This is a genomic window from Martelella sp. AMO21009 (assembly GCF_053484295.1).
In genome coordinates, this window is the sequence record NZ_JBAKFR010000015.1 from 57,795 (window position 1) to 75,732 (window position 17,938).

Below are 17,938 nucleotides of genomic sequence, written 5' to 3' on the forward strand. Positions count from 1 at the left end.
TTAGCTGGCCTTCACTTCGTTCCAGATGGCGACCCAGTCATTGTAGCGCGGCGGGTTCTGTTTCCAGACAAAGCTGTCCATCACCGACAGATCGCTGATGAAGATCTTTTCCTTCTGGTCCTCCGAGAGCATATCGCGCGCGGCAGAGGTCGACTGGGCATAGGGACCGCCGAAGGCGAGTTTTTCGCCATACTGGGGCCCGAGCAGATAGTTGACAAGATTGAAGACCGCATCGAGCTTCTCGCCTTCGACGCCTGCGGGAACGGCAAGCGTGTCGCACCAGCCGATGACGCCCTGTTTCGGCTTGGCCATGCCCATGTCGAGGCCGCGCTCCTTCAGGTCGTAGTAGGGCGGGACCCAGGAGAAGGCGCAGACGACTTCGCCGGAGGCAAAGAGATTGGTGAGATCGCCGATCGAATTCCAGTAGGTGCGCAGAAGCTTCTTTTGGGCCATCAGCGCCTTCTTGATTTCGGCGAGTTGTTTGTCGTCCATCACAAACATTTCGTCGCGCGGAATGCCGAGATACATGGCGGCGATCATGATGCCTTCCAGCGCATAGTCGCGCATGGCGAGCTTGCCGGCATATTTGTCGCCCTCGAAGAAGACCGTCCAGTCCGGCTCTGCGTCCATCAGATCGGCGCGATAGACGATCGGATTGATGCCCCAGTAGAAGGGTATGCCGTAGGCCTTGCCGTCCTTCTTGCCGAGATGGGTGTTCTTGAAGGTGTCGTAGAGCAGGTCGCCGTTGGTCACCTTGGAAAAATCGATCGGCTGCAACAGGTCGGAGGCGACGTAGTACTCCACCTTGTCGAGGCCGGGCGTGATCAGGTCGACGGCGGAAGCACCACCGGCGCGCAGCTTGGCGAACTGCTCGTCATCCGTGCCGATGAAGGTCTTGGTGATATTGATGCCCGGATTTTCGCTGAGGAAAGCGGAGAGATAGTCCGGCTTGGCCAGGTTTTCCCAGGTCATCCAGGCAATGTCGGTGGCGGCGAAGGCGCGGCCGAGCGGTGAGAATGCGCTCAGCGCCGCACCGGCGGCAGCCGTTTTCAGAAGTCCGCGGCGATTGATGTCAAAAGTCATTGCTCGATCCCTTTTCAAAGTTCCCCATTGTCATTCGAGGTGATGGCCGACGGTTTTCGCGCGACCCGGATCAAGTAAAAACCTTTTTCATAAATTCATCAAGGTGAAAATTATGTTTCATTTTTCGGCAATTGACTAAGCCTTGGGCAATTTGCGCGTCACAAGCGGCGCGCCGAGCTGATCAAGCGCCGAATGCAGCTCCTCGATCTCGGCTAAGCGATCGACCGCCTCCTCGCCCAGAACCTGGCTGGTCGTTGAACAGAGGTAATTGATCAGGCTCATCGGCGCGACATAGCTGTCGAACAGCGCATGGCCGCGATTGTGGCAACGCAGCGTCAGCGTCGCCAGTTGCGCCGTTCGCGCCGCCGTCATATCGGCAATCAGCAGGATCGGCGTACCGGCCTTCTGCACGGCGGCCATGATGTCGCGCAACTGCGCGGGCCGGCGGCGAAAGCCGAAGACCAGAAACAGATCCTCCGGACCCATGCCGGCAAGCTCCTCGCCCATGGACATGCCGGCTGCGGGAATCAGCCGTACATCAGGCTTCAGATTGACCAGCAGCGCCCGAGCATAGGTGGCAAGCGCCATGGAATTGCGGAAACCAAGGATCCAGATGCGCTTTGCCCTGGCCAGCATTGCCACCGCGCGCTCGATCTCGTTCTCGCCCAGCATTTCCGCCGTGCGCGTCAGGTTCTGCAGGTCCTGGGCGACATGCAGGCCGAAATCGCCGGCCGAAAGCCTTTTGCCGCCCGTGCCCGTCAGTTCGTAAAGCGGCGAACCCCAGTCCTCGCTCTGGCGCGCCATCACCCGCGCCTCGTTATAGCTGGCATAGCCGAGCCGCTTGAAGAAACGCGCCGCGGTGGCGTTGGAAATGCTGGCCTTCGCGGCCAACTCGCCGGCGGTGAAGCTTGCCAGATTGTTCTGCGATTCCATCACCACTGCCGCGAGGCGTCGCTCCGATGCGGTGAGCTCGTCATAGATCTCCATGATCCGCACATCGATCGGTCGGCTGTCATCCTGCTCGCTCATGGCCCGCCCTTTTCATGATACTTCATTTACGAAAAATTATTTTCATTTTTTGTTGACTGATCCATCGCCGGAGCTATCCTTCGCATAGTTTCGTGATTTTTGGAATGTTTCCGCAATGACCAAAGACTTCTCCGCCTTCCGGGCACGCCTCGTCTCCGGCCACCCCCATGGCAAAGGCCCCTACCCTGACGCGTTCAAGGAAACGTTGAGCCTGGCTGCCGGAAAGCGGGCCTTCGAGACCGTGACCGCCTGGTCCGGCTATGCCGAGACGCCGCTTGTCGCTCTCGCGCCGCTTGCTGAAACGACCGGCGTCGGCGCGATCCACTTCAAGCACGAGGCCGGACGCTTCGGTCTCGGCTCGTTCAAGGCGCTTGGCGGGGCCTATGCGGTTTTCAGGTTGCTGGAGGCGAAGATTACCGAGAAGACCGGCGAGTCCGTTGAAATCGCCGCACTGCTCGATGGCGCATATGCAGACATCGTTTCCGACATCACCGTCACCTGCGCCACCGACGGCAATCACGGACGGTCTGTCGCCTGGGGCGCGAGCCTCTTTGGCTGCAAGGCGGTGATCTTCATCCACGAGACCGTTTCCAAGGCACGCGAGGATGCGATCGCCCATTACGGCGCACGGGTTGTGCGCGCCAAGGGCAATTACGACGACAGCATTCGCGAGGCAGCCCGTCAGGCGGATGCAAACGGCTGGTTTGTGGTCTCAGACACCTCCTATCCGGGCTATACCGATATCCCCCGCAATGTGATGCAGGGCTACAGCGTGATGGCCGAAGAGGCGATCCGCCAGTTGGACGGCAAGCCGCCGACCCATATCTTCATTCAGGGCGGTGTTGGCGGCCTTGCTGCCGCCGTCACCGCGCATTTCTGGGAGACTTTTGGCGCCGATGCGCCCCGCGTCATCGTCGTTGAGCCGGAAAACGCCGCCTGCCTTCTGGAAAGCGCGGCCGCCGGAAAGCCCACCGTGGTCGGTGGCGCGCTGGACACGATCATGGCGGGCCTTGCCTGCGGCGAGCCATCGATCATCGCCTGGCCGATCCTTGAGGCAGGCGTTTCAGAATTCATCGAGATCGAGGACGAGGCAGCAGCCGAGACCATGCGGCTTCTGGCCTCAGGTGACGCCGGCAGGCCGCTAGCCAGCGGCGAAAGTGGCGTGGCCGGGCTCTCCGGCTTCCTCTGCGCCGCCGCCCGGCCGGACTGGAAAGAAACGCTCGGCCTTAGCCCCAAATCCGTCATCCTCTGCTTCGGCAGCGAAGGCGATACCGATCCGGCGCTCTATGAGGAAATCGTTGGCCATCCCGCAAGCGAAGTGGAGCAAGGCCAATGATGATCAATGCTCTTCGCATCGATGGCGCGCGCCTCGTCGCCCGCCTTGAAAAGCTTGGCACAATCGGCGCGCTTGAAGGTGGTGGCGTTTCGCGACTTGCGCTGACGGCGGACGAAAAGCGCGGCCGCGACCACCTTGTCGACGAGATGAAGGCCCTCGGCCTCACGATCTCCATCGACCCGATCGGCAACATTTTCGGCACCCGCAAGGGACGAAGCGACGGCCCGGTCGTCATGCTCGGCTCGCATATCGATACGGTCGCCGCCGGCGGACTTTACGATGGGGCGCTCGGCGTTCTGGCCGGCCTCGAGGTTGTCGCAACGCTCAATGACGCCGGGATCGAGACCGAACACCCGGTCGTGGTTGCCGCCTTCACCAATGAGGAGGGTGCGCGTTTTCAGCCGGACATGCTCGGCAGCGTCGTCTTTGCCGGCGTCATGCCGCTGGAAGAAGCGCTCGATATCGTCAGTATCGATGGCAAGCGGCTCGGTGACGAACTTGCGGCGATCGGCTATGCCGGAAAAGATGTCGGGCCGAAGGATATCGCCGCCTATTTCGAACTGCATATCGAGCAGGGGCCGGTGCTGGAGGACGAGGGCCTGCAGATTGGCGTGGTGCGCGGCGTGCAGGGCATTTCCTGGACCGAGATCACCATCTCCGGGCGCTCGGCCCATGCCGGGACCACGCCGATTCGCTTGCGCCGAGATGCAGGCCTTGCCGCGGCCCGCATTGCCGCCGGCGTCGGCGATCTGGTGCGCGAGATTGGCGGGGACATGGTCGGCACGATCGGCGCCATCAACCTTTCCCCCAACCTCGTCAATGTCGTTGCCGAAAAGGCCGTGATCACCGTCGACCTGCGCCACCCTGATGCCGAAACCCTGACAAGGGCCCGGGCGTCGCTTGCAAATCTCGTCAGCGATGTAGCGCTGAAGGAAGACGTCGAGATCACCGCCCGCACGCTTGCCGATTTTCCCCCGGCCGATTTTGCGCCGGCGCTTGTCGACAGTGTCGAACAGGCGGCCATCGGCCTTGGCCTTTCAACCCGGCGGATGTTTTCGGGCGCCGGCCATGATGCCCAGCTCATCGCGAGCCTTGCGCCAGCGGCCATGGTTTTCGTTCCGAGCGTCAACGGCATCAGCCACAACGTCACGGAATTTACTGCACCGGCAGATCTCGAGAATGGCGCGAACGTGCTGCTGCAGGCAGCGCTTCACAAGGCCATGCCAACCAATGGAGAAAATGCCTGATGGCAAGATTTATTGTTGTCGGCGCGGCCCAGCTCGGCCCGATCGCCCGTTCGGAAACCCGCGCCAGCGTCGTCGAGCGCATGATCGCCCTCCTGGAGAAGGCCGCCAGCCGGCAATGCGATGTCGTTGCCTTTCCCGAACTAGCGCTGACGACCTTTTTTCCGCGCTGGTTCATGGAAGATCAGGCCGAAGTCGATTTCTTCTTCGAAAGATCCATGCCGAATGACGATGTTGCGCCGCTTTTTACCCGCGCGAAAGAGCTGAAGATCGGCTTTTCGCTCGGCTATGGCGAGCTGACCGAGATCGACGGCGTCACCCATCGCTACAATACAACGATCATCGTCGAAAAGACCGGCGAGATCGTGCACCGCTATCGCAAGATCCACCTGCCCGGCCACCCCGGACACGAGCCCTGGCGGCCGTTCCAGCATCTGGAGAAGCGCTATTTCGAGCCGGGACCTGAGCCGTTTTCAACGGCTGAGGCCTTTGGCGGCGTCTTCGGCCAGGCGATCTGCAACGACCGCCGCTGGCCGGAGACCTATCGCGAGCTGGCGCTGCGCGGGGCGGAAATGGTGCTGATCGGCTACAACACGCCGGTGCACTACCCGCTCGCCCCCGAGCACGACCATCTGCAGAACTTCCACAATCACCTGAGCCTGCAGGCCGGCGCCTACCAGAACGGCATGTGGGTCGTCGGCATCGCCAAGGCGGGCAAGGAGGAAGGCTGCGACCTGATTGGCCAGAGCTGCATCGTCGCCCCCACCGGCGAGATCGTCGCCATGGCCGGCTCGCTGTCCGACGAGCTGATCACCTATGATTGCGACCTCGACCGCTGCAAGGAAATCCGCGAAAACATCTTCAACTTCCGCCTGCACCGACGGCCGGAGCTTTATACCGCGCTGACGAAGACGGACTGAGTTCAGCCGCGAACAAGGCTGGCAACCGCCTCTTCGGCCGGCGTTTCACCGTCCGTGAGTTCGATGATCTCCCGCCGGATCTCCGGATGCTCGATCAGGCTTGCCAGCACGCGCGCGACATTGCCGCGCGCCACATTGCCGTAGGGCACCGCCGGGCCGAGGGTCACCTTTCCGTCGCCGTCCTCATGCTGAAGCGTTCCGGGCCGCACGATCACCCGGTCGAGCCCCGAGGACGCAAGGGTGACATCGGCCCGTTTCTTTTCCGTCATGTAATGCTCGAACCGGTCATTGCGCTCGCGCCTGCGACCGGCTTCCGGAAAGGCCGAGACGAGATAAAACCGGGCGATACCGAGCCTTTCGGCCGCTTTCGCCGCCTTTTCCGGCCCGTCGCCATCAATGGCCGTGGTTCTCTCGAGCCCGCTTCCGGCCGCCCCTGCCGAGAACACGATGGCATCGCAGCCTTCAGCGGCACGGACAAATCGTCTTCAGCCATTTCCATGAGGTCGCCCGATACCGGCTCGCCGCCGGCAGCCTTGATCTGATTAGCCTGCTCAGCAATCCCCTCGAAATCGAGGTCGATCCAGGATGCATCGCCGAGACTGTCACTGCGGCCGAGTGTCACGAAGGGCGTGTTCGCGCGTCGCAGAATATTGAAACGTTCATCGTGCGTACGAGTCGCCGTCAGAATCACTACATCAACAATTCGTTGCGCCACCATGCGCTGGAGAAAACTGCCGGGGTCCTCGTCACGCGAACACAGAGGAAGCACGAGATCGAGCTTGTGCTTCTTCAATGCGGCCTGCAGACCGCGGATCACGCCGAAAAAGAAGTTGTCATTGTTCTCGCCCAGGCTGTTGCCTTGTGTCAGGATCAGGCCGACCGTGCTCGTCGTCCCCTTCCTCAAGCTGCGGCCCGACTGGTTGGGCACATAGCCAACCTCCATCGCCGCCTTCAAAACCCGCTCGCGCGTCTGCGCATTCACGTCCGCCTTGCCGTCAGCGCACGCGACACCGCACCAAACGACAGTTGCAGGTGATCAGCGAGCTGGCGAATGCCCGCCATGGTCTCTCCAATTTTGAGGTTCGTACCTCTACTGACAGCAGAAGCTGTCTGGCAGTGGCGATCACGCGGGTGCCGGAAAGCGCCGCCCACTGAATGGCATAAAAGCCGACCCGGCCCGCCCCGCCGGTGACGAGCACGGTCTTGCCATTCACCGATCCATCGGCAAAGACGCAGCGATGCGCGGTCATGGCCGGAATGCCGAGGCAGGCGCCGACTTCGAAGCTTGCTGCCTCCGGCAGGCACGGTGCATGGGCCGACGGCAGCGCTGACATATTCCGCAGCCGTGCCGAAACGGCGGCCGTATTGCGCATTGAAGGTGAAGACCCGTTCGCCGACGCGCGAAGACGGCACGCCCTCGCCCACCGCTTCGATCACGCCGGCGCCATCTCTGTGGGGAATGACATAGCCGTCATCGAGCAGGTTCGGGAAGGAGGCCATCCGTTTCTTGGTATCGGACGGATTGACGGCACTGGTCTCGAGCTTCACCAGCACTTCGCCGGGGCCGGCGACCGGCGTTTCGACATCGCCGTAGATCAGCACCTCATCGGCGGGGCCGAAAGTTTCGAACCGGATGGCTTTCATCATAACGCTCCTAAAAGGGGACTGAGAGGCTTTCGGTGTGCCCATCGACGGCGATCACCTGGCCGGACACCATGCCCGCATCCCTCGACGCCAGAAACACGCACATGCGGGCGATATCGTCGGCGCTGACAAATTTGCGCATGGACGCCTGGCTCTCGTAGATCCTGCGCACATCGCCTGCGTCCATGCCACGGTTTTTTGCATCGCGCGCAATGACGCCATCGATACGCGGGCCTTCCACCGATCCGGGACAGATGGCATTGGCGCGGATGCCGAAGGGGCCAAGCTCCATCGCCAGCGTCTTTGTGAGCCCGATGATAGCCCATTTGGAGGCAGCATAGGAGGTGCGGTTCGGATAGCCGAAAAGCGCGGCCGTCGAGGCGATGTTGATGATCGCGCCCTGCCCCTTCGCCTTCATCGCCGGCACCGCTTCCTTGAGGAAATAGAATGTGCCGTTGACATTGACATCCATGGTGCGGCGGAAGTCGTCGGCATCGACCGCTTCCACCGGCGCATTCATGCCGGAAATGCCGGCATTGTTGACCAGAAGGTCGAGCCTGCCACCGGTCGCCGCAAGAACCTCCGCCACCAGACGAGAAACCGCCGCCTCGTCGGCGACATTGCAGACGCTGGCGGTGACGCCGGCGGCCTGCATGCTTTCGACGGCATTAGGGTCGACATCGCAGATGAACACGCGAAACCCCTCGGCCTTCAGATTGAGGGCGATCGCCTTGCCGATGCCGGAGCCGGCGCCGGTGACCAGAGCCACCGGGCCATCAGTTTCGGGTCTCATTGCAGACAAGATCAGGCTCCTTCAGGCACGGCTGAAGCCGGCAGATGCTCCGCGAGCAGTTCCAACGTATCTTCCAGCCAGCCGATCCGCATTTCCGGCACGGAGCGCATCAAAAGCTCGGTGTAATCGTCAAACGGCGGCGACAGGACCTCCTGCTTGCCGCCATAGCGCACCACTTCGCCCTGATACATGACCGCAATCGTGTCGGCGACTTCGCGCACGGCGGCGATGTCATGGGTGATGAAGATATAGCTGACGCCATCTTTCAGCTGAAGATCGCGCAGCAGCTTCAGGATGCCCTTGGCGACCAGCGGGTCAAGCGCGCTCGTCACCTCGTCGCAGATGATCAGCTTCGGCTTGGCGGCCAGCGCGCGGGCAATGCAGACGCGCTGCTTCTGCCCGCCGGAAAGTTCGGCCGGATAGCGGTCGATGAACTCCTCGCCAAGTTCGATACGGTCGAGCAGTTCGATGACGCGTTTGCGTTTTTCCTTGCCTTTCATGCCGAAATAGAATTCGAGCGGCCTGCCGATGATCGTGCCGACGGTCTGGCGCGGGTTCATCGCCACGTCGGCCATCTGATAGATCATCTGCAGTTCTTGCAGGTTCTGCCAGCTGCGCCCTTTGAGCGCCGGAGACAGGACTTCGCCGTCAAAGGTGATTTCCCCGGTATGAGGCGGCAACAGCCCTGTCAGCACGCGGGCAAGCGTCGACTTGCCCGAGCCGCTTTCGCCGACAATCGCGAGCGTCGTTCCGGGCTGGACCTCCATATTGATGTTCTTCAGCACATCGAAATCGAGGCCGCGATAGCGCGCCGAAATCTCCTTCAGCATCAGCACCGGCTTTTCGTCCGGGTCGCGCTCACGCCGCTCGACATTGATCGCCGACACGAGGTCCTGGGTATACTCTTCCTGCGGATGGTTGATGATCTGGTCGCAGGTTCCGTATTCGACCGTCTCGCCACCGCGCAGAACCATGATGTCATCGGCAATCTGCGCGACGACGGCAAGGTCATGCGTGATGTAAAGCGCGGCCACGCCGAAGTCGCGGATCGCCTTCTTGATCGCCGCCAGAACGCCGAGCTGGGTGGTCACGTCCAGCGCCGTCGTCGGCTCATCAAAGACAACAAGATCCGGCTTCGGGCAGAGCGCCATGGCGGTCATGGCGCGCTGAAGCTGGCCGCCGGAGACCTGGTGCGGGTAGCGATTGCCGAAGGTTTCGGGGTCGGGCAGGCCAAGGCGGGTGAAGAGGTCGACGGCGCGTGCCTTTGCCTCCGACCGGCTCATGCGCTTGTGCTTGACGGTCGATTCAATGACCTGATCCATAAGCTTGCGCGCCGGATTGAAAGCGGCGGCGGCCGACTGCGCCACATAGGTCACCTCGGCCCCGCGGGCGGAGCGCAATACCTTGCCAGGCGCCCGGCGCATTTCCCGGCCATTGAGCCTGATCGAGCCGCCCGTCAGCCGAACGCCGCCACGGCCGTAGCCCATGGCGGAAAGGCCGATGGTGGATTTGCCGGCGCCCGATTCCCCGATCAGTCCCAGCACCTTGCCCGCTTCGAGCGACAGCGAGACGCCGTTGACGATGGTGATCTTCTGCGGCTTTTCGCCCGGCGGGTAGCTGGTTGCCTCGATCTTGAGGTCCTTGATTTCAAGAAGAGCCTCAGCCATTGCGGCCTCCCTTCAGCGATGTCGTGCGTTCCAGAATCCAGTCGGCGACCAGATTGACGGAGATGGCGAGCGCGGCAATGGCGACAGCCGGCAGCAGGGCTGCGGGAATGCCATAGACGATACCATCCTTGTTTTCCTTCACGATACCGCCCCAGTCGGCATTCGGCGGCTGGATGCCGAGACCAAGGAAGGAAAGCGTCGAGATGAACAGAACGACGAAGATGAAACGCATGCCGAGTTCGGCAATCAGCGGCGAAATCGCATTCGGCAGGATTTCCCGGAAGATCACCCAGATCTGGCCTTCACCGCGAAGCTTTGCGGCCTCGACGAAGTCCATGACCGCAAGATCGGCCGCAACGGCGCGTGACAGGCGGAACATCCGCGTTGCCTCCAGAAGACCGATGACGACGATCAGGATCGGCACGGTCACCGGCATCACCGACAGCACGACCAGCGCAAAGATCAGCGATGGAATGGCCATGATAAGGTCGACGAAACGCGACAGAACCTGATCGAGCCAGCCGCCTACGGTGGCCGCAAAAAGCCCGAGTGTGGTGCCGACAACGAAGGCGACCATGGTTGCCGCGATTGCCACGAAAATCGTGGTGCGGCCGCCATAGATCAGGCGCGACAGCAGATCGCGGCCGATATTGTCGGTGCCAAGCCAGTGCGCGGCAGACGCCGGTTCCCAGACATCGCCGACAACCTGGCTCATGCCATAGGGCGCAAGCCAAGGCGCGAAGATGGCCGCGAGGAAGAAGCAGACGGTGACAAACAGGCCGACAAGGGCGGGATAAGGTATTCTTTTTATCATGTTCTTCTCCTCATCGGGGATGCCGCAGGCGCGGATTGGCGAGGATTGAGAAGATATCCGCCAGCATGTTGAGGCTGATGTAGACGGCGGCAAAGATGATGCCGCAGGCCTGAACCACCGGCACATCGCGCTTGGCTACATGGTCGACCAGATATTGGCCCATGCCGGGATAGACGAAGACCACTTCGACCACCACGACGCCGACGACCAGATAGGCCATGTTCAGCATCACCACGTTGACGATCGGGGCGATGGCGTTCGGAAACGCATGACGCCAGATCACCTTGAAGCGGGACAACCCGTTGAGTTCGGCGGTTTCGATATAGGCCGACTGCATGACGTTCAAAAGCGCAGCACGTGTCATGCGCATCATATGCGCCAGCACGACCATCACCAGAACGGTGACCGGCAGCGCAATGGCATGCAGCTTGGCGAAGAACGACATGTTCGCATTGATCATCGCCACCGATGGCGCCCAGCCGAGCTGCACGCCGATATAGAAGATCAGGATGTAGCTCAGCATGAATTCCGGCACGGAGATCGATGCGAGCGTAATGGTCGAGATCAGCTTGTCCGGCCAGCGGTTGCGGTAGAGCACCGAAACGAGGCCGAGAATGATGGCAAGCGGCACCGAGATGATGGCAGCGCAACCCGCCAGAAACAGCGTGTTCGACAGCCGGCCCTCAATGGCGGTGGCAATGTTCTGACCGTTGGTCAAGGACGTGCCGAGATCGCCGTGCAGCAGACCGACGAGCCACGACAGGTAGCGTTGATAGACCGGCGCGTTCAGACCGAGTTCGGCGCGCAGGTTTGCCAACGCTTCAGGTGTGGCGGACTGGCCGAGAATGGCCTGGGCGACATCGCCGGGCAGCATCTGTGTGCCGGCGAAAATCAGGATCGATACGAAAAAGATCAGCATGAGGCCCAGCGCCAAGCGCTGGACCACAAGCTTGAGAAGGGAGGCGTTCATGGGCGCCTCAAGCCTTCCAGCATTTGACGGGAGCAAGACCGTTCATCAGCTCGAAGACGCCGTTTTCTTCCCAGCCCTGAACACCGGTGCTGACGGCCTGAACGAACTCGTTGAACATCGGGCAGATGAGGCCGCCTTCGTCACGCAGGATCTTCGCCATCTGACTGTACTGTTCCTTGCGGGTTGCCTGGTCCAGCTCGCCCTTGGCTTCCAGAAGAAGTTCGTCGAACTCCTCATTGTAGAAGTGGGTGTCGTTCCAGTCGGCGCTGGAAAGATAGGCGGTGGTGTACATCTGGTCCTGAACCGGACGGCCATCCCAATAGGAGGCGCAGAACGGCGTGTTGTTCCAGACATCCGACCAGTAGCCATCATCCGGCTCGCGCTGGATCTGCAGCGGAATGCCGGCGGCCTGTGCGCTCTGCTGGAAAAGCTGCGCCGCATCGACAGCGCCCGGGAAGGCGGTCTCGGCAACACGCAGGATGATCGGGCTGCCGTCATGACCGGAAGCCTTGTAGAGTTCGGCGGCCTTTTCCGGATCGTAGGTGCGCTGCTCGATGCTGTCGTCGAACAGCGGATAGCTCTCGTTGATCGGGAAGTCGTTACCGACCGAGCCATAGCCACGCAGGATCTTTTCGACCATTTCCTCGCGGTTGATCGCGTATTTCAGCGCGTTGCGCAGCTCCTTGTTGTCGAAGGGCGGCTGGTCGCACTGCATGATGAAGACGTAATGGCCACGACCGGCGACATGGTCGACGGTGATGTTCGGCGCACGGTCAAGCAGACCGGCAACGCGGGGCGCCACCTGGTTGACGATATCGACCTGACCGGACTGAAGCGCTGCATTACGCGCCGTCGCATCATTGATGATGGTCATTTCGATCGTGTCGAAGTGACCGCGGCTGTCGTCCCAGTAGTCCTCAAACTTTTCGAAGGTGTAACGAACGCCGGGTTCCGCCTCGACAATCTTGTAGGCGCCGGTACCGATACCGGCAGTCGGGTCTTCGCGACCGCCGCCCGGCTGGATCGCCAGATGGAAATCGGAAAGGAGATAAGGAAGGTCGGCCGTCGGCACGTCGACCTCGACGATCAGGTTTTCGCCATCGACGCGGATATCGGAAATGCCGCGCATGATGCCGAGCGCGCCGGACTTGGAATCCTCATCGGAATGGCGCAGCAGCGTCTGGCGCACATCTTCCGGCGTCATCGTCTCGCCGTTGTGGAACTTGACGCCCTGGCGGATCTTGAAGGTCCAGGTCTTGGCGTCGTCGGAGGCTTCGAAGGATTCAGCCAGACGCGGGTTCAGCGAACCATCGGCGTTCACTTCGAGAAGCTGTTCGCCATAGGCGCGAACGACGTGGAACGGCACCTGGCTGGCAATCAGCGCCGGGTCGAGCGAGGTGGTGGACGAGCCGCCGCCGAGGCCCATGCGCAGCGTGCCGCCCTTGACCGGCTCCTGCGCCATGGCCATGCGGCCGAACATCGAATTGGCCGCGACAGCGCCAACGCCGAGCGCCGTGGTGCGGGCGATAAATGCGCGACGCGACATGCCGCTCTTCAACATGCTGGATGTGAGAGATTTCCGATATTTTTTCATTTTGCTTCCGTCTTGGTTTGGGTTTGTCCGCAAACGAGGCGGCTCGCATACCTCTCAGAGTGGGCGGAATAAATTTGTTGAAGCGAGCCCGGATGAAACTTTGCCCGGTCGCAGCTAACGGGTGCCGGGGCGCTCGCCAACAAAGCGGCCGGCGCCATCGGCATCTAAACCGGAATGTATGCGCTCGAATTCCGCCAGCTTTTCGGCAACCTCACCTTCCGGCACGCATGTGCGGCGGGCATTGAGATCCGTGTGCAGCAGCAGCGTCTCGACGGTGGCCGCCAGTTCGCCGTCGCCGCGGAAAAGCCGGTGATAGAGATGCATCTTCTTGCCCTGGCCGGAGAGCAGCTGCGAGGTCGCCATCAGCCTGTCGCCTTCATGTACTTCGTTCAGATAGCGCACATGGCTTTCGACGGTGAAATAGCTGAGACCGCCGGCGATATAGGCGGCATCCGCGCCGATCAGTTCCATGAAGCCATCGGTCGCCTTGGAGCCGGCCTCCAGATAGAAAGTCTCGTTCATGTGGCCGTTATAGTCGGTCCATGACGACGGCACCTGGCGGTTGAGCGTGACGGGAAGGCCGTCGCGCTCACCGGTGACGACAAGATCGGCCTCATGCGCCGACACGACCTTGCCAGCGGCATTGTCGCTGACCTTCAGCGCCCGCAGGATGCCAACAAGGTTGTCGTCGCGCTCCCGCTCCAGTTCACGGATGGACTTTTTCCCGGACTGCGCATCCGACTGACCGGCGATCAGCTCGACAAGCTCGTCGTTGAATTCCGGCACGTCCATCAGCTTCGTCCACGGCCAGGAAAGGGCCGGGCCGAACTGCGCCATGAAATGCTTCATGCCCGCCTCGCCGCCGGCAATGCGGTAGGTCTCGAACAGGCCCATCTGCGCAAAGCGCAGGCCGAAGCCCATGCGGATCGCCTCGTCGATATCCTCGGTGGTGGCAACGCCGTCCTTGACCAGCCACAGGCTCTCGCGCCAGATCGCTTCGAGAAGCCGGTCGGCGATATGGGCATCGATCTCCTTCTTCACCGTCAGCGGATACATGCCGATGGAGCGGAGAATTTCGGCGGCCTTTTCGCAGGTCGCTTTGTCGCCAACGAGCTCGACCAGCGGCAGCAGGTAGACCGGATTGAACGGATGGGCGACGATGGCGCGGGCGCCCTTTTCATTCAGCTCCGACGGTTTGAAACCGGACGTGGACGAACCGATGATCGCCCCCTGCCCTGCCGCCACAGAAATGGCGGCATGGGTTTCATGCTTCAGCGCCAACCGTTCCGGCACGCTTTCCTGCACCCAGATGGCATCGGAGACAGCCTCTTCCAGCGTATCGCAAAAAGTGAGCGTCCCCTCGGCGGGCAATGGCTTGTCGTAGAGCGCCGGCAGCGAGCGGCGTGCATTGGCGATGACTTCGCCGATCTTGCGCTCGGCTTCCGGATCAGGATCGAACACCGCAACGTCAAAACCGTTCAGCAGGAAGCGCGCGGCCCAGCCGCCGCCAATCACGCCGCCGCCGATAATCGCAGCCTTCGATAGGCCATCCCCGCGCATCACGCAGCACCCTTCGGCGCGCGCTTGACGAGACCGAGCTTCTCACGCACGGCTTCCGGGCCAATGACGCGGGCGCCCATGTTCTCGGCAACCGTCACAGCCTTTTCGACGAGCTGGGCATTGGTGGCGAGCACGCCCTTGGACAGATAGATATTGTCTTCCAGGCCGACGCGGATATTGCCGCCGGCAAGCATGGCTGCTGCCGCATAGGGCATCTGGTCACGGCCGAGCGAGAAAGCCGACCAGTGCCAGTCTTCCGGCACATTGTTGACCATAGCCATGAAGGTGTTGAGGTCGTTCGGCGCGCCCCACGGAACGCCCATGCATAGCTGCACCAGCGCCGGCGAGTTCAGAATGCCTTCCTTGACCAGCTGCTTGGCAAACCAGAGATGGCCGGTATCAAACGCCTCGATCTCGGGCTTCACGCCAAGATCGGTCATCATCTGCCCCATGGCGCGCAGCATGCCGGGCGTATTGGTCATCACATAATCGGCTTCGGCGAAATTCATCGTGCCGCAGTCGAGCGTGCAGAGTTCGGGCAGGCATTCGGCAATGTGGACGACACGTTCTGCAGCGCCGATCATGTCGGTTCCGGCTTCATTCACCGGCAGCGGCGCCTCCGTCGACCCGAAGGTGATGTCGCCGCCCATGCCGGCCGTGAGGTTCAGCACCACATCAACCTCGGCATCGCGGATGCGGTCGGTCACTTCGCGGTAGAGTGCGGGAAGGCGCGACGGCACGCCGGTTTCGGGATCGCGAACATGACAGTGGACGATGGCCGCGCCCGCCCTGGCGGCATCGATGGCGCTCTTTGCAATGGCTTCCGGCGAACGGGGAACATGGGGCGAGCGGTCCTGGGTACTGCCTGAACCGGTTACGGCACACGTGATGAAGACATCCCTGTTCATTGTCAGCGGCATGAATACTCCTGTTGTGTCACTCCCGTCGTGAAGAGGCGGAGAGCGAAATGCCATTTCGCGCACGGAGAGACCTTCGGCCTGTTCACCCGCGTGCAAATTCCAAATTTTCCTCGCGCAGATTGACGCCCTGCGCAGCGTTTAGACGTGCAAATCTGAAATCGGACCTCGGACGCGATAATGCATCCCGGCACGCGGCGTACAGCCATGTGCATGAGCCGGCGGAAAATAGTCACATGCCGCTTGGGAAAGGCATGCCCCCGTCAGGGTAGACTTCGTCACCGGTTCTTCCGATTGTCCAAGCGACGGGCCCGAGGCGCGCTGTCGCGAGAACTGACGGTTTCGATGGCGAGAGAATAAGGTAGCCATGAGCAGGCGTTTTATCCTATTATGCCATTTTATTGTCCAATAAAGCCAATTTCGCCCCATGAACGTCACATTCCTGCTCCTTGACGGTTTTTCGAACCTGGTTTTCTCCTGTCTTCTCGAACCGCTTCGCATGGTTCACGATCTTTATCGGGAGGATATCAGATGGCAGGTCATCAGCGCTGACGACGCGCCGGTTGAGAGCTCTTCGCACCTGCTGCTCGTCCCCACGGCAAAGCGCGAAGACATCGACGCCTCCGATCTTCTGGTCATCGTCTCCAGCAACGGCTACCGCCAGCATCCGACGCCGGAAAACCAGCGTCTCGTGATGGCGCTCGCCCGACAGAGCCGCAATGTCATAGGCGCGGATGCCGGTGCATGGATGCTCGCCTCTACCGGTCTTCTGGACGACCTGACGGCAACGCTGCACTGGTCGGTGATCAGCGAATTTGCGGAGACCTTTCCGGACGTTCACGTCAGCCAGGCAAGCTACGTCAAGGAGGGGCGGCTGTGGAGCTGCGGCGGCGCCTCGACGGCGCTGGAACTGATTCTCGCCTTCATCACCGAGGAGTTTGGCGCGGCCAGAGCGTTCATGGTCTCATCCATGTTCATGCATGATGCAAGCCCACAGAGCGACGGCGCGCGCATGCCGACGGCGCTTTCCGTGCCGGGTCGCGACAAGATGGACGCCATCATCAACATCATGGTGGAAACGATCGAAGATCCGCTTTCGCTCAGCACGCTTGCCGAACGCGCCCACATGTCGACGCGCACCCTTAACCGGCTGTTCAAGGCCGAGCTCGGCATGTCGCCGGGCCAGTACTACCAGAACATCAGGCTGGCCCACGCCCGCGAAATGGCGGAAAACACGGCGCTGGGCCTGCGCGAAATCGCAATCCGCTCCGGCTATTCGAACGCCCCCGCCCTCAGCAAGGCCTTTCGCAAGGCCTATGGCCACTCGCTGCGCAAGATCGAAAAGAAGCCGTAACCGGACGTCAATCGCCGTGACACAGGAGCGAAAGCCGCTCCGTGATCCGCCGGAACATATCCGCCGCCCTCTGGCTGCGGTGGCGGGCCCGCAACCAGCCATGAACCAGTCCCATGCCGGTTTCGACATGGACGGCAGCGCCAACGGCTTGCGCGGCGGCCTGATAACGCAGCGCATCGTCATGCAGCGGATCGCATTCGGCGGGATAGATAAAGGTTGGCGGCAGGCGGGCGAGATCGCCGGCGCGCGGCGTTGCCCTCGGATCGTCCAGCGTGCCGCCGCGCACATCGCCATAGCCGCGCAACTCGTCACGGGAAAGCAACGGCGCATGGGCGTGGGTCTCGAAGCTTCCGCCCTCCGGTGCAAAGCCGAGCGAGGGATAGATCAGCACCTGCCCCGCAAGCGCCGGCCCCACCCATGTTCCGGCCACGCAGGCGCAGAGCGACGCGCCGGCACTATCGCCGCAAAGCACAAGCCGGTGCGCCTCCGCAAGCGCGCGCACGACGGACATCACATCATCATAGGCGGCCGGATGGCGATGTTCCGGCGCCAGCCGGTAGTCAACGGACACCACCTGAACGCCGGTCGCGGCGGCAATTTCCGCGCAGACGTCATCGTGGCTCTCCAGCCCGCCCAGCACGAAGCCGCCGCCATGGGCATAGACAATAACCGTGTCGGTCTCCGCCCCATAGAAGCGGACCGGCACGCCGGCGATCGCCCCGTCAAGAACCGTAAGCCCTACCGGTCGTCCGGCAAGAAAATGCGCCGCCATGCGATTGTAAGCCGCCCGCTGCCCGTCCCAGTCGTCGCCCTTCAGGTCCGGGGGGTAGAAAGCCATTGTTTCATTGACGAAGGCAAGAATGGCCTGGTCCAGATAAGTCGTATAATCCACGAAGACGCTCCCTTGGCTACACGAATCGTTAGCTCATTTTCTCATCGGCAAACAAGTTCCCGCGAACAGGCGGGGGGGAAGGCCGTATCCAGCGCATGCATGGACCGGTATTATGGGCGCA

At 61.7% G+C, this 17,938-nt stretch carries 16 protein-coding genes; 4 read left to right on the top strand and 12 right to left on the bottom strand.

Annotated features, from left to right (window positions below; translation table 11 throughout):
• The gene (locus tag V6766_RS16090; protein ID WP_448468128.1) at nucleotides 1–1,083 is read right to left on the bottom strand and encodes an extracellular solute-binding protein; all 1,083 of its coding nucleotides are present in this window, start codon (nucleotides 1,081–1,083) and stop codon (nucleotides 1–3) included.
• Between the two features lie 135 nt (nucleotides 1,084–1,218).
• A complete protein-coding gene (locus tag V6766_RS16095) occupies nucleotides 1,219–2,112 on the bottom strand; it encodes a MurR/RpiR family transcriptional regulator (RefSeq protein ID WP_448468130.1) in 894 nt (297 codons plus the stop codon).
• A gap of 115 nt (nucleotides 2,113–2,227) precedes the next feature.
• Between V6766_RS16095 and V6766_RS16100 the strand changes: the two genes are divergently transcribed.
• The 3 genes from V6766_RS16100 to V6766_RS16110 are packed head-to-tail and all read left to right on the top strand — an operon-like array spanning nucleotide 2,228 to nucleotide 5,612.
• Entirely contained in the window at nucleotides 2,228–3,448 is a 1,221-nt protein-coding gene (locus V6766_RS16100; protein WP_448468132.1) for a diaminopropionate ammonia-lyase, read from the top strand.
• A complete protein-coding gene (locus tag V6766_RS16105) occupies nucleotides 3,445–4,695 on the top strand; it encodes a Zn-dependent hydrolase (protein WP_448468134.1) in 1,251 nt (416 codons plus the stop codon). Before V6766_RS16100 ends, V6766_RS16105 begins: the two co-directional genes overlap by 4 nt.
• Nucleotides 4,695–5,612, top strand: a complete 918-nt coding sequence (locus tag V6766_RS16110; protein WP_448468136.1) for an N-carbamoyl-D-amino-acid hydrolase — start codon at nucleotides 4,695–4,697, stop codon at nucleotides 5,610–5,612. Before V6766_RS16105 ends, V6766_RS16110 begins: the two co-directional genes overlap by 1 nt.
• Nucleotides 5,613–5,614: 2 nt before the next feature.
• Here the strand turns inward: V6766_RS16110 and V6766_RS16115 are convergent, their stop codons facing one another.
• The 9 genes from V6766_RS16115 to V6766_RS16155 all read right to left on the bottom strand — a co-directional run bounded on the left by V6766_RS16115 (nucleotide 5,615) and on the right by V6766_RS16155 (nucleotide 15,574).
• The gene (locus V6766_RS16115; protein ID WP_448468138.1) at nucleotides 5,615–6,058 is read right to left on the bottom strand and encodes an NAD(P)H-binding protein; all 444 of its coding nucleotides are present in this window, start codon (nucleotides 6,056–6,058) and stop codon (nucleotides 5,615–5,617) included.
• A gap of 532 nt (nucleotides 6,059–6,590) precedes the next feature.
• Nucleotides 6,591–7,256, bottom strand: a complete 666-nt coding sequence (locus V6766_RS16120) for an alcohol dehydrogenase catalytic domain-containing protein (RefSeq protein WP_448468140.1) — start codon at nucleotides 7,254–7,256, stop codon at nucleotides 6,591–6,593.
• A gap of 10 nt (nucleotides 7,257–7,266) precedes the next feature.
• Entirely contained in the window at nucleotides 7,267–8,049 is a 783-nt protein-coding gene (locus tag V6766_RS16125) for an SDR family NAD(P)-dependent oxidoreductase (RefSeq protein ID WP_448468223.1), read from the bottom strand.
• 11 nt (nucleotides 8,050–8,060) lie between these two features.
• Nucleotides 8,061–9,716 (bottom strand): ABC transporter ATP-binding protein, encoded by a 1,656-nt coding sequence (locus tag V6766_RS16130; protein WP_448468142.1) that lies wholly within the window; start codon nucleotides 9,714–9,716, stop codon nucleotides 8,061–8,063.
• Nucleotides 9,709–10,530 carry an ABC transporter permease gene (locus V6766_RS16135; protein WP_448468144.1) on the bottom strand — a complete coding sequence of 274 codons (822 nt, stop codon included), beginning with the start codon at nucleotides 10,528–10,530 and terminating at the stop codon, nucleotides 9,709–9,711. The genes V6766_RS16130 and V6766_RS16135 overlap by 8 nt, the downstream gene beginning before the upstream one ends.
• Nucleotides 10,531–10,540: 10 nt before the next feature.
• On the bottom strand, nucleotides 10,541–11,500 hold the full coding sequence (locus V6766_RS16140) for an ABC transporter permease (protein WP_448468146.1): 960 nt from the start codon (nucleotides 11,498–11,500) through the stop codon (nucleotides 10,541–10,543).
• Between the two features lie 7 nt (nucleotides 11,501–11,507).
• Nucleotides 11,508–13,094 carry an ABC transporter substrate-binding protein gene (locus V6766_RS16145; RefSeq protein ID WP_448468149.1) on the bottom strand — a complete coding sequence of 529 codons (1,587 nt, stop codon included), beginning with the start codon at nucleotides 13,092–13,094 and terminating at the stop codon, nucleotides 11,508–11,510.
• A 114-nt stretch (nucleotides 13,095–13,208) separates the two neighbouring features.
• Nucleotides 13,209–14,654 carry a carnitine 3-dehydrogenase gene (locus V6766_RS16150; protein ID WP_448468151.1) on the bottom strand — a complete coding sequence of 482 codons (1,446 nt, stop codon included), beginning with the start codon at nucleotides 14,652–14,654 and terminating at the stop codon, nucleotides 13,209–13,211.
• Nucleotides 14,654–15,574 carry a 3-keto-5-aminohexanoate cleavage protein gene (locus tag V6766_RS16155; RefSeq protein WP_448468153.1) on the bottom strand — a complete coding sequence of 307 codons (921 nt, stop codon included), beginning with the start codon at nucleotides 15,572–15,574 and terminating at the stop codon, nucleotides 14,654–14,656. Before V6766_RS16155 ends, V6766_RS16150 begins: the two co-directional genes overlap by 1 nt.
• A 424-nt stretch (nucleotides 15,575–15,998) precedes the next feature.
• Between V6766_RS16155 and V6766_RS16160 the strand changes: the two genes are divergently transcribed.
• Complete coding sequence (locus tag V6766_RS16160) at nucleotides 15,999–16,925, top strand: GlxA family transcriptional regulator (protein WP_448468155.1); 927 nt, start codon at nucleotides 15,999–16,001, stop codon at nucleotides 16,923–16,925.
• A 7-nt stretch (nucleotides 16,926–16,932) separates the two neighbouring features.
• On the opposite strand, the gene V6766_RS16165 is transcribed toward V6766_RS16160, so the two are convergent.
• A complete protein-coding gene (locus V6766_RS16165) occupies nucleotides 16,933–17,817 on the bottom strand; it encodes an alpha/beta hydrolase (RefSeq protein ID WP_448468157.1) in 885 nt (294 codons plus the stop codon).
• Nucleotides 17,818–17,938 lie beyond the last annotated feature (121 nt).

What these genes read in the sequence shown, in the direction of transcription:
- V6766_RS16090 (WP_448468128.1), bottom strand. Translation starts at nt 1,083, where the DNA reads ATGACTTTTGACATCAATCGCCGCGGACTTCTGAAAACGGCTGCCGCC.
- V6766_RS16095 (WP_448468130.1), bottom strand. Translation starts at nt 2,112, where the DNA reads ATGAGCGAGCAGGATGACAGCCGACCGATCGATGTGCGGATCATGGAG.
- V6766_RS16100 (WP_448468132.1), top strand. Translation starts at nt 2,228, where the DNA reads ATGACCAAAGACTTCTCCGCCTTCCGGGCACGCCTCGTCTCCGGCCAC.
- V6766_RS16105 (WP_448468134.1), top strand. Translation starts at nt 3,445, where the DNA reads ATGATGATCAATGCTCTTCGCATCGATGGCGCGCGCCTCGTCGCCCGC.
- V6766_RS16110 (WP_448468136.1), top strand. Translation starts at nt 4,695, where the DNA reads ATGGCAAGATTTATTGTTGTCGGCGCGGCCCAGCTCGGCCCGATCGCC.
- V6766_RS16120 (WP_448468140.1), bottom strand. Translation starts at nt 7,256, where the DNA reads ATGAAAGCCATCCGGTTCGAAACTTTCGGCCCCGCCGATGAGGTGCTG.
- V6766_RS16125 (WP_448468223.1), bottom strand. Translation starts at nt 8,049, where the DNA reads ATGAGACCCGAAACTGATGGCCCGGTGGCTCTGGTCACCGGCGCCGGC.
- V6766_RS16130 (WP_448468142.1), bottom strand. Translation starts at nt 9,716, where the DNA reads ATGGCTGAGGCTCTTCTTGAAATCAAGGACCTCAAGATCGAGGCAACC.
- V6766_RS16135 (WP_448468144.1), bottom strand. Translation starts at nt 10,530, where the DNA reads ATGATAAAAAGAATACCTTATCCCGCCCTTGTCGGCCTGTTTGTCACC.
- V6766_RS16140 (WP_448468146.1), bottom strand. Translation starts at nt 11,500, where the DNA reads ATGAACGCCTCCCTTCTCAAGCTTGTGGTCCAGCGCTTGGCGCTGGGC.
- V6766_RS16145 (WP_448468149.1), bottom strand. Translation starts at nt 13,094, where the DNA reads ATGAAAAAATATCGGAAATCTCTCACATCCAGCATGTTGAAGAGCGGC.
- V6766_RS16150 (WP_448468151.1), bottom strand. Translation starts at nt 14,654, where the DNA reads ATGCGCGGGGATGGCCTATCGAAGGCTGCGATTATCGGCGGCGGCGTG.
- V6766_RS16155 (WP_448468153.1), bottom strand. Translation starts at nt 15,574, where the DNA reads ATGCCGCTGACAATGAACAGGGATGTCTTCATCACGTGTGCCGTAACC.
- V6766_RS16160 (WP_448468155.1), top strand. Translation starts at nt 15,999, where the DNA reads ATGAACGTCACATTCCTGCTCCTTGACGGTTTTTCGAACCTGGTTTTC.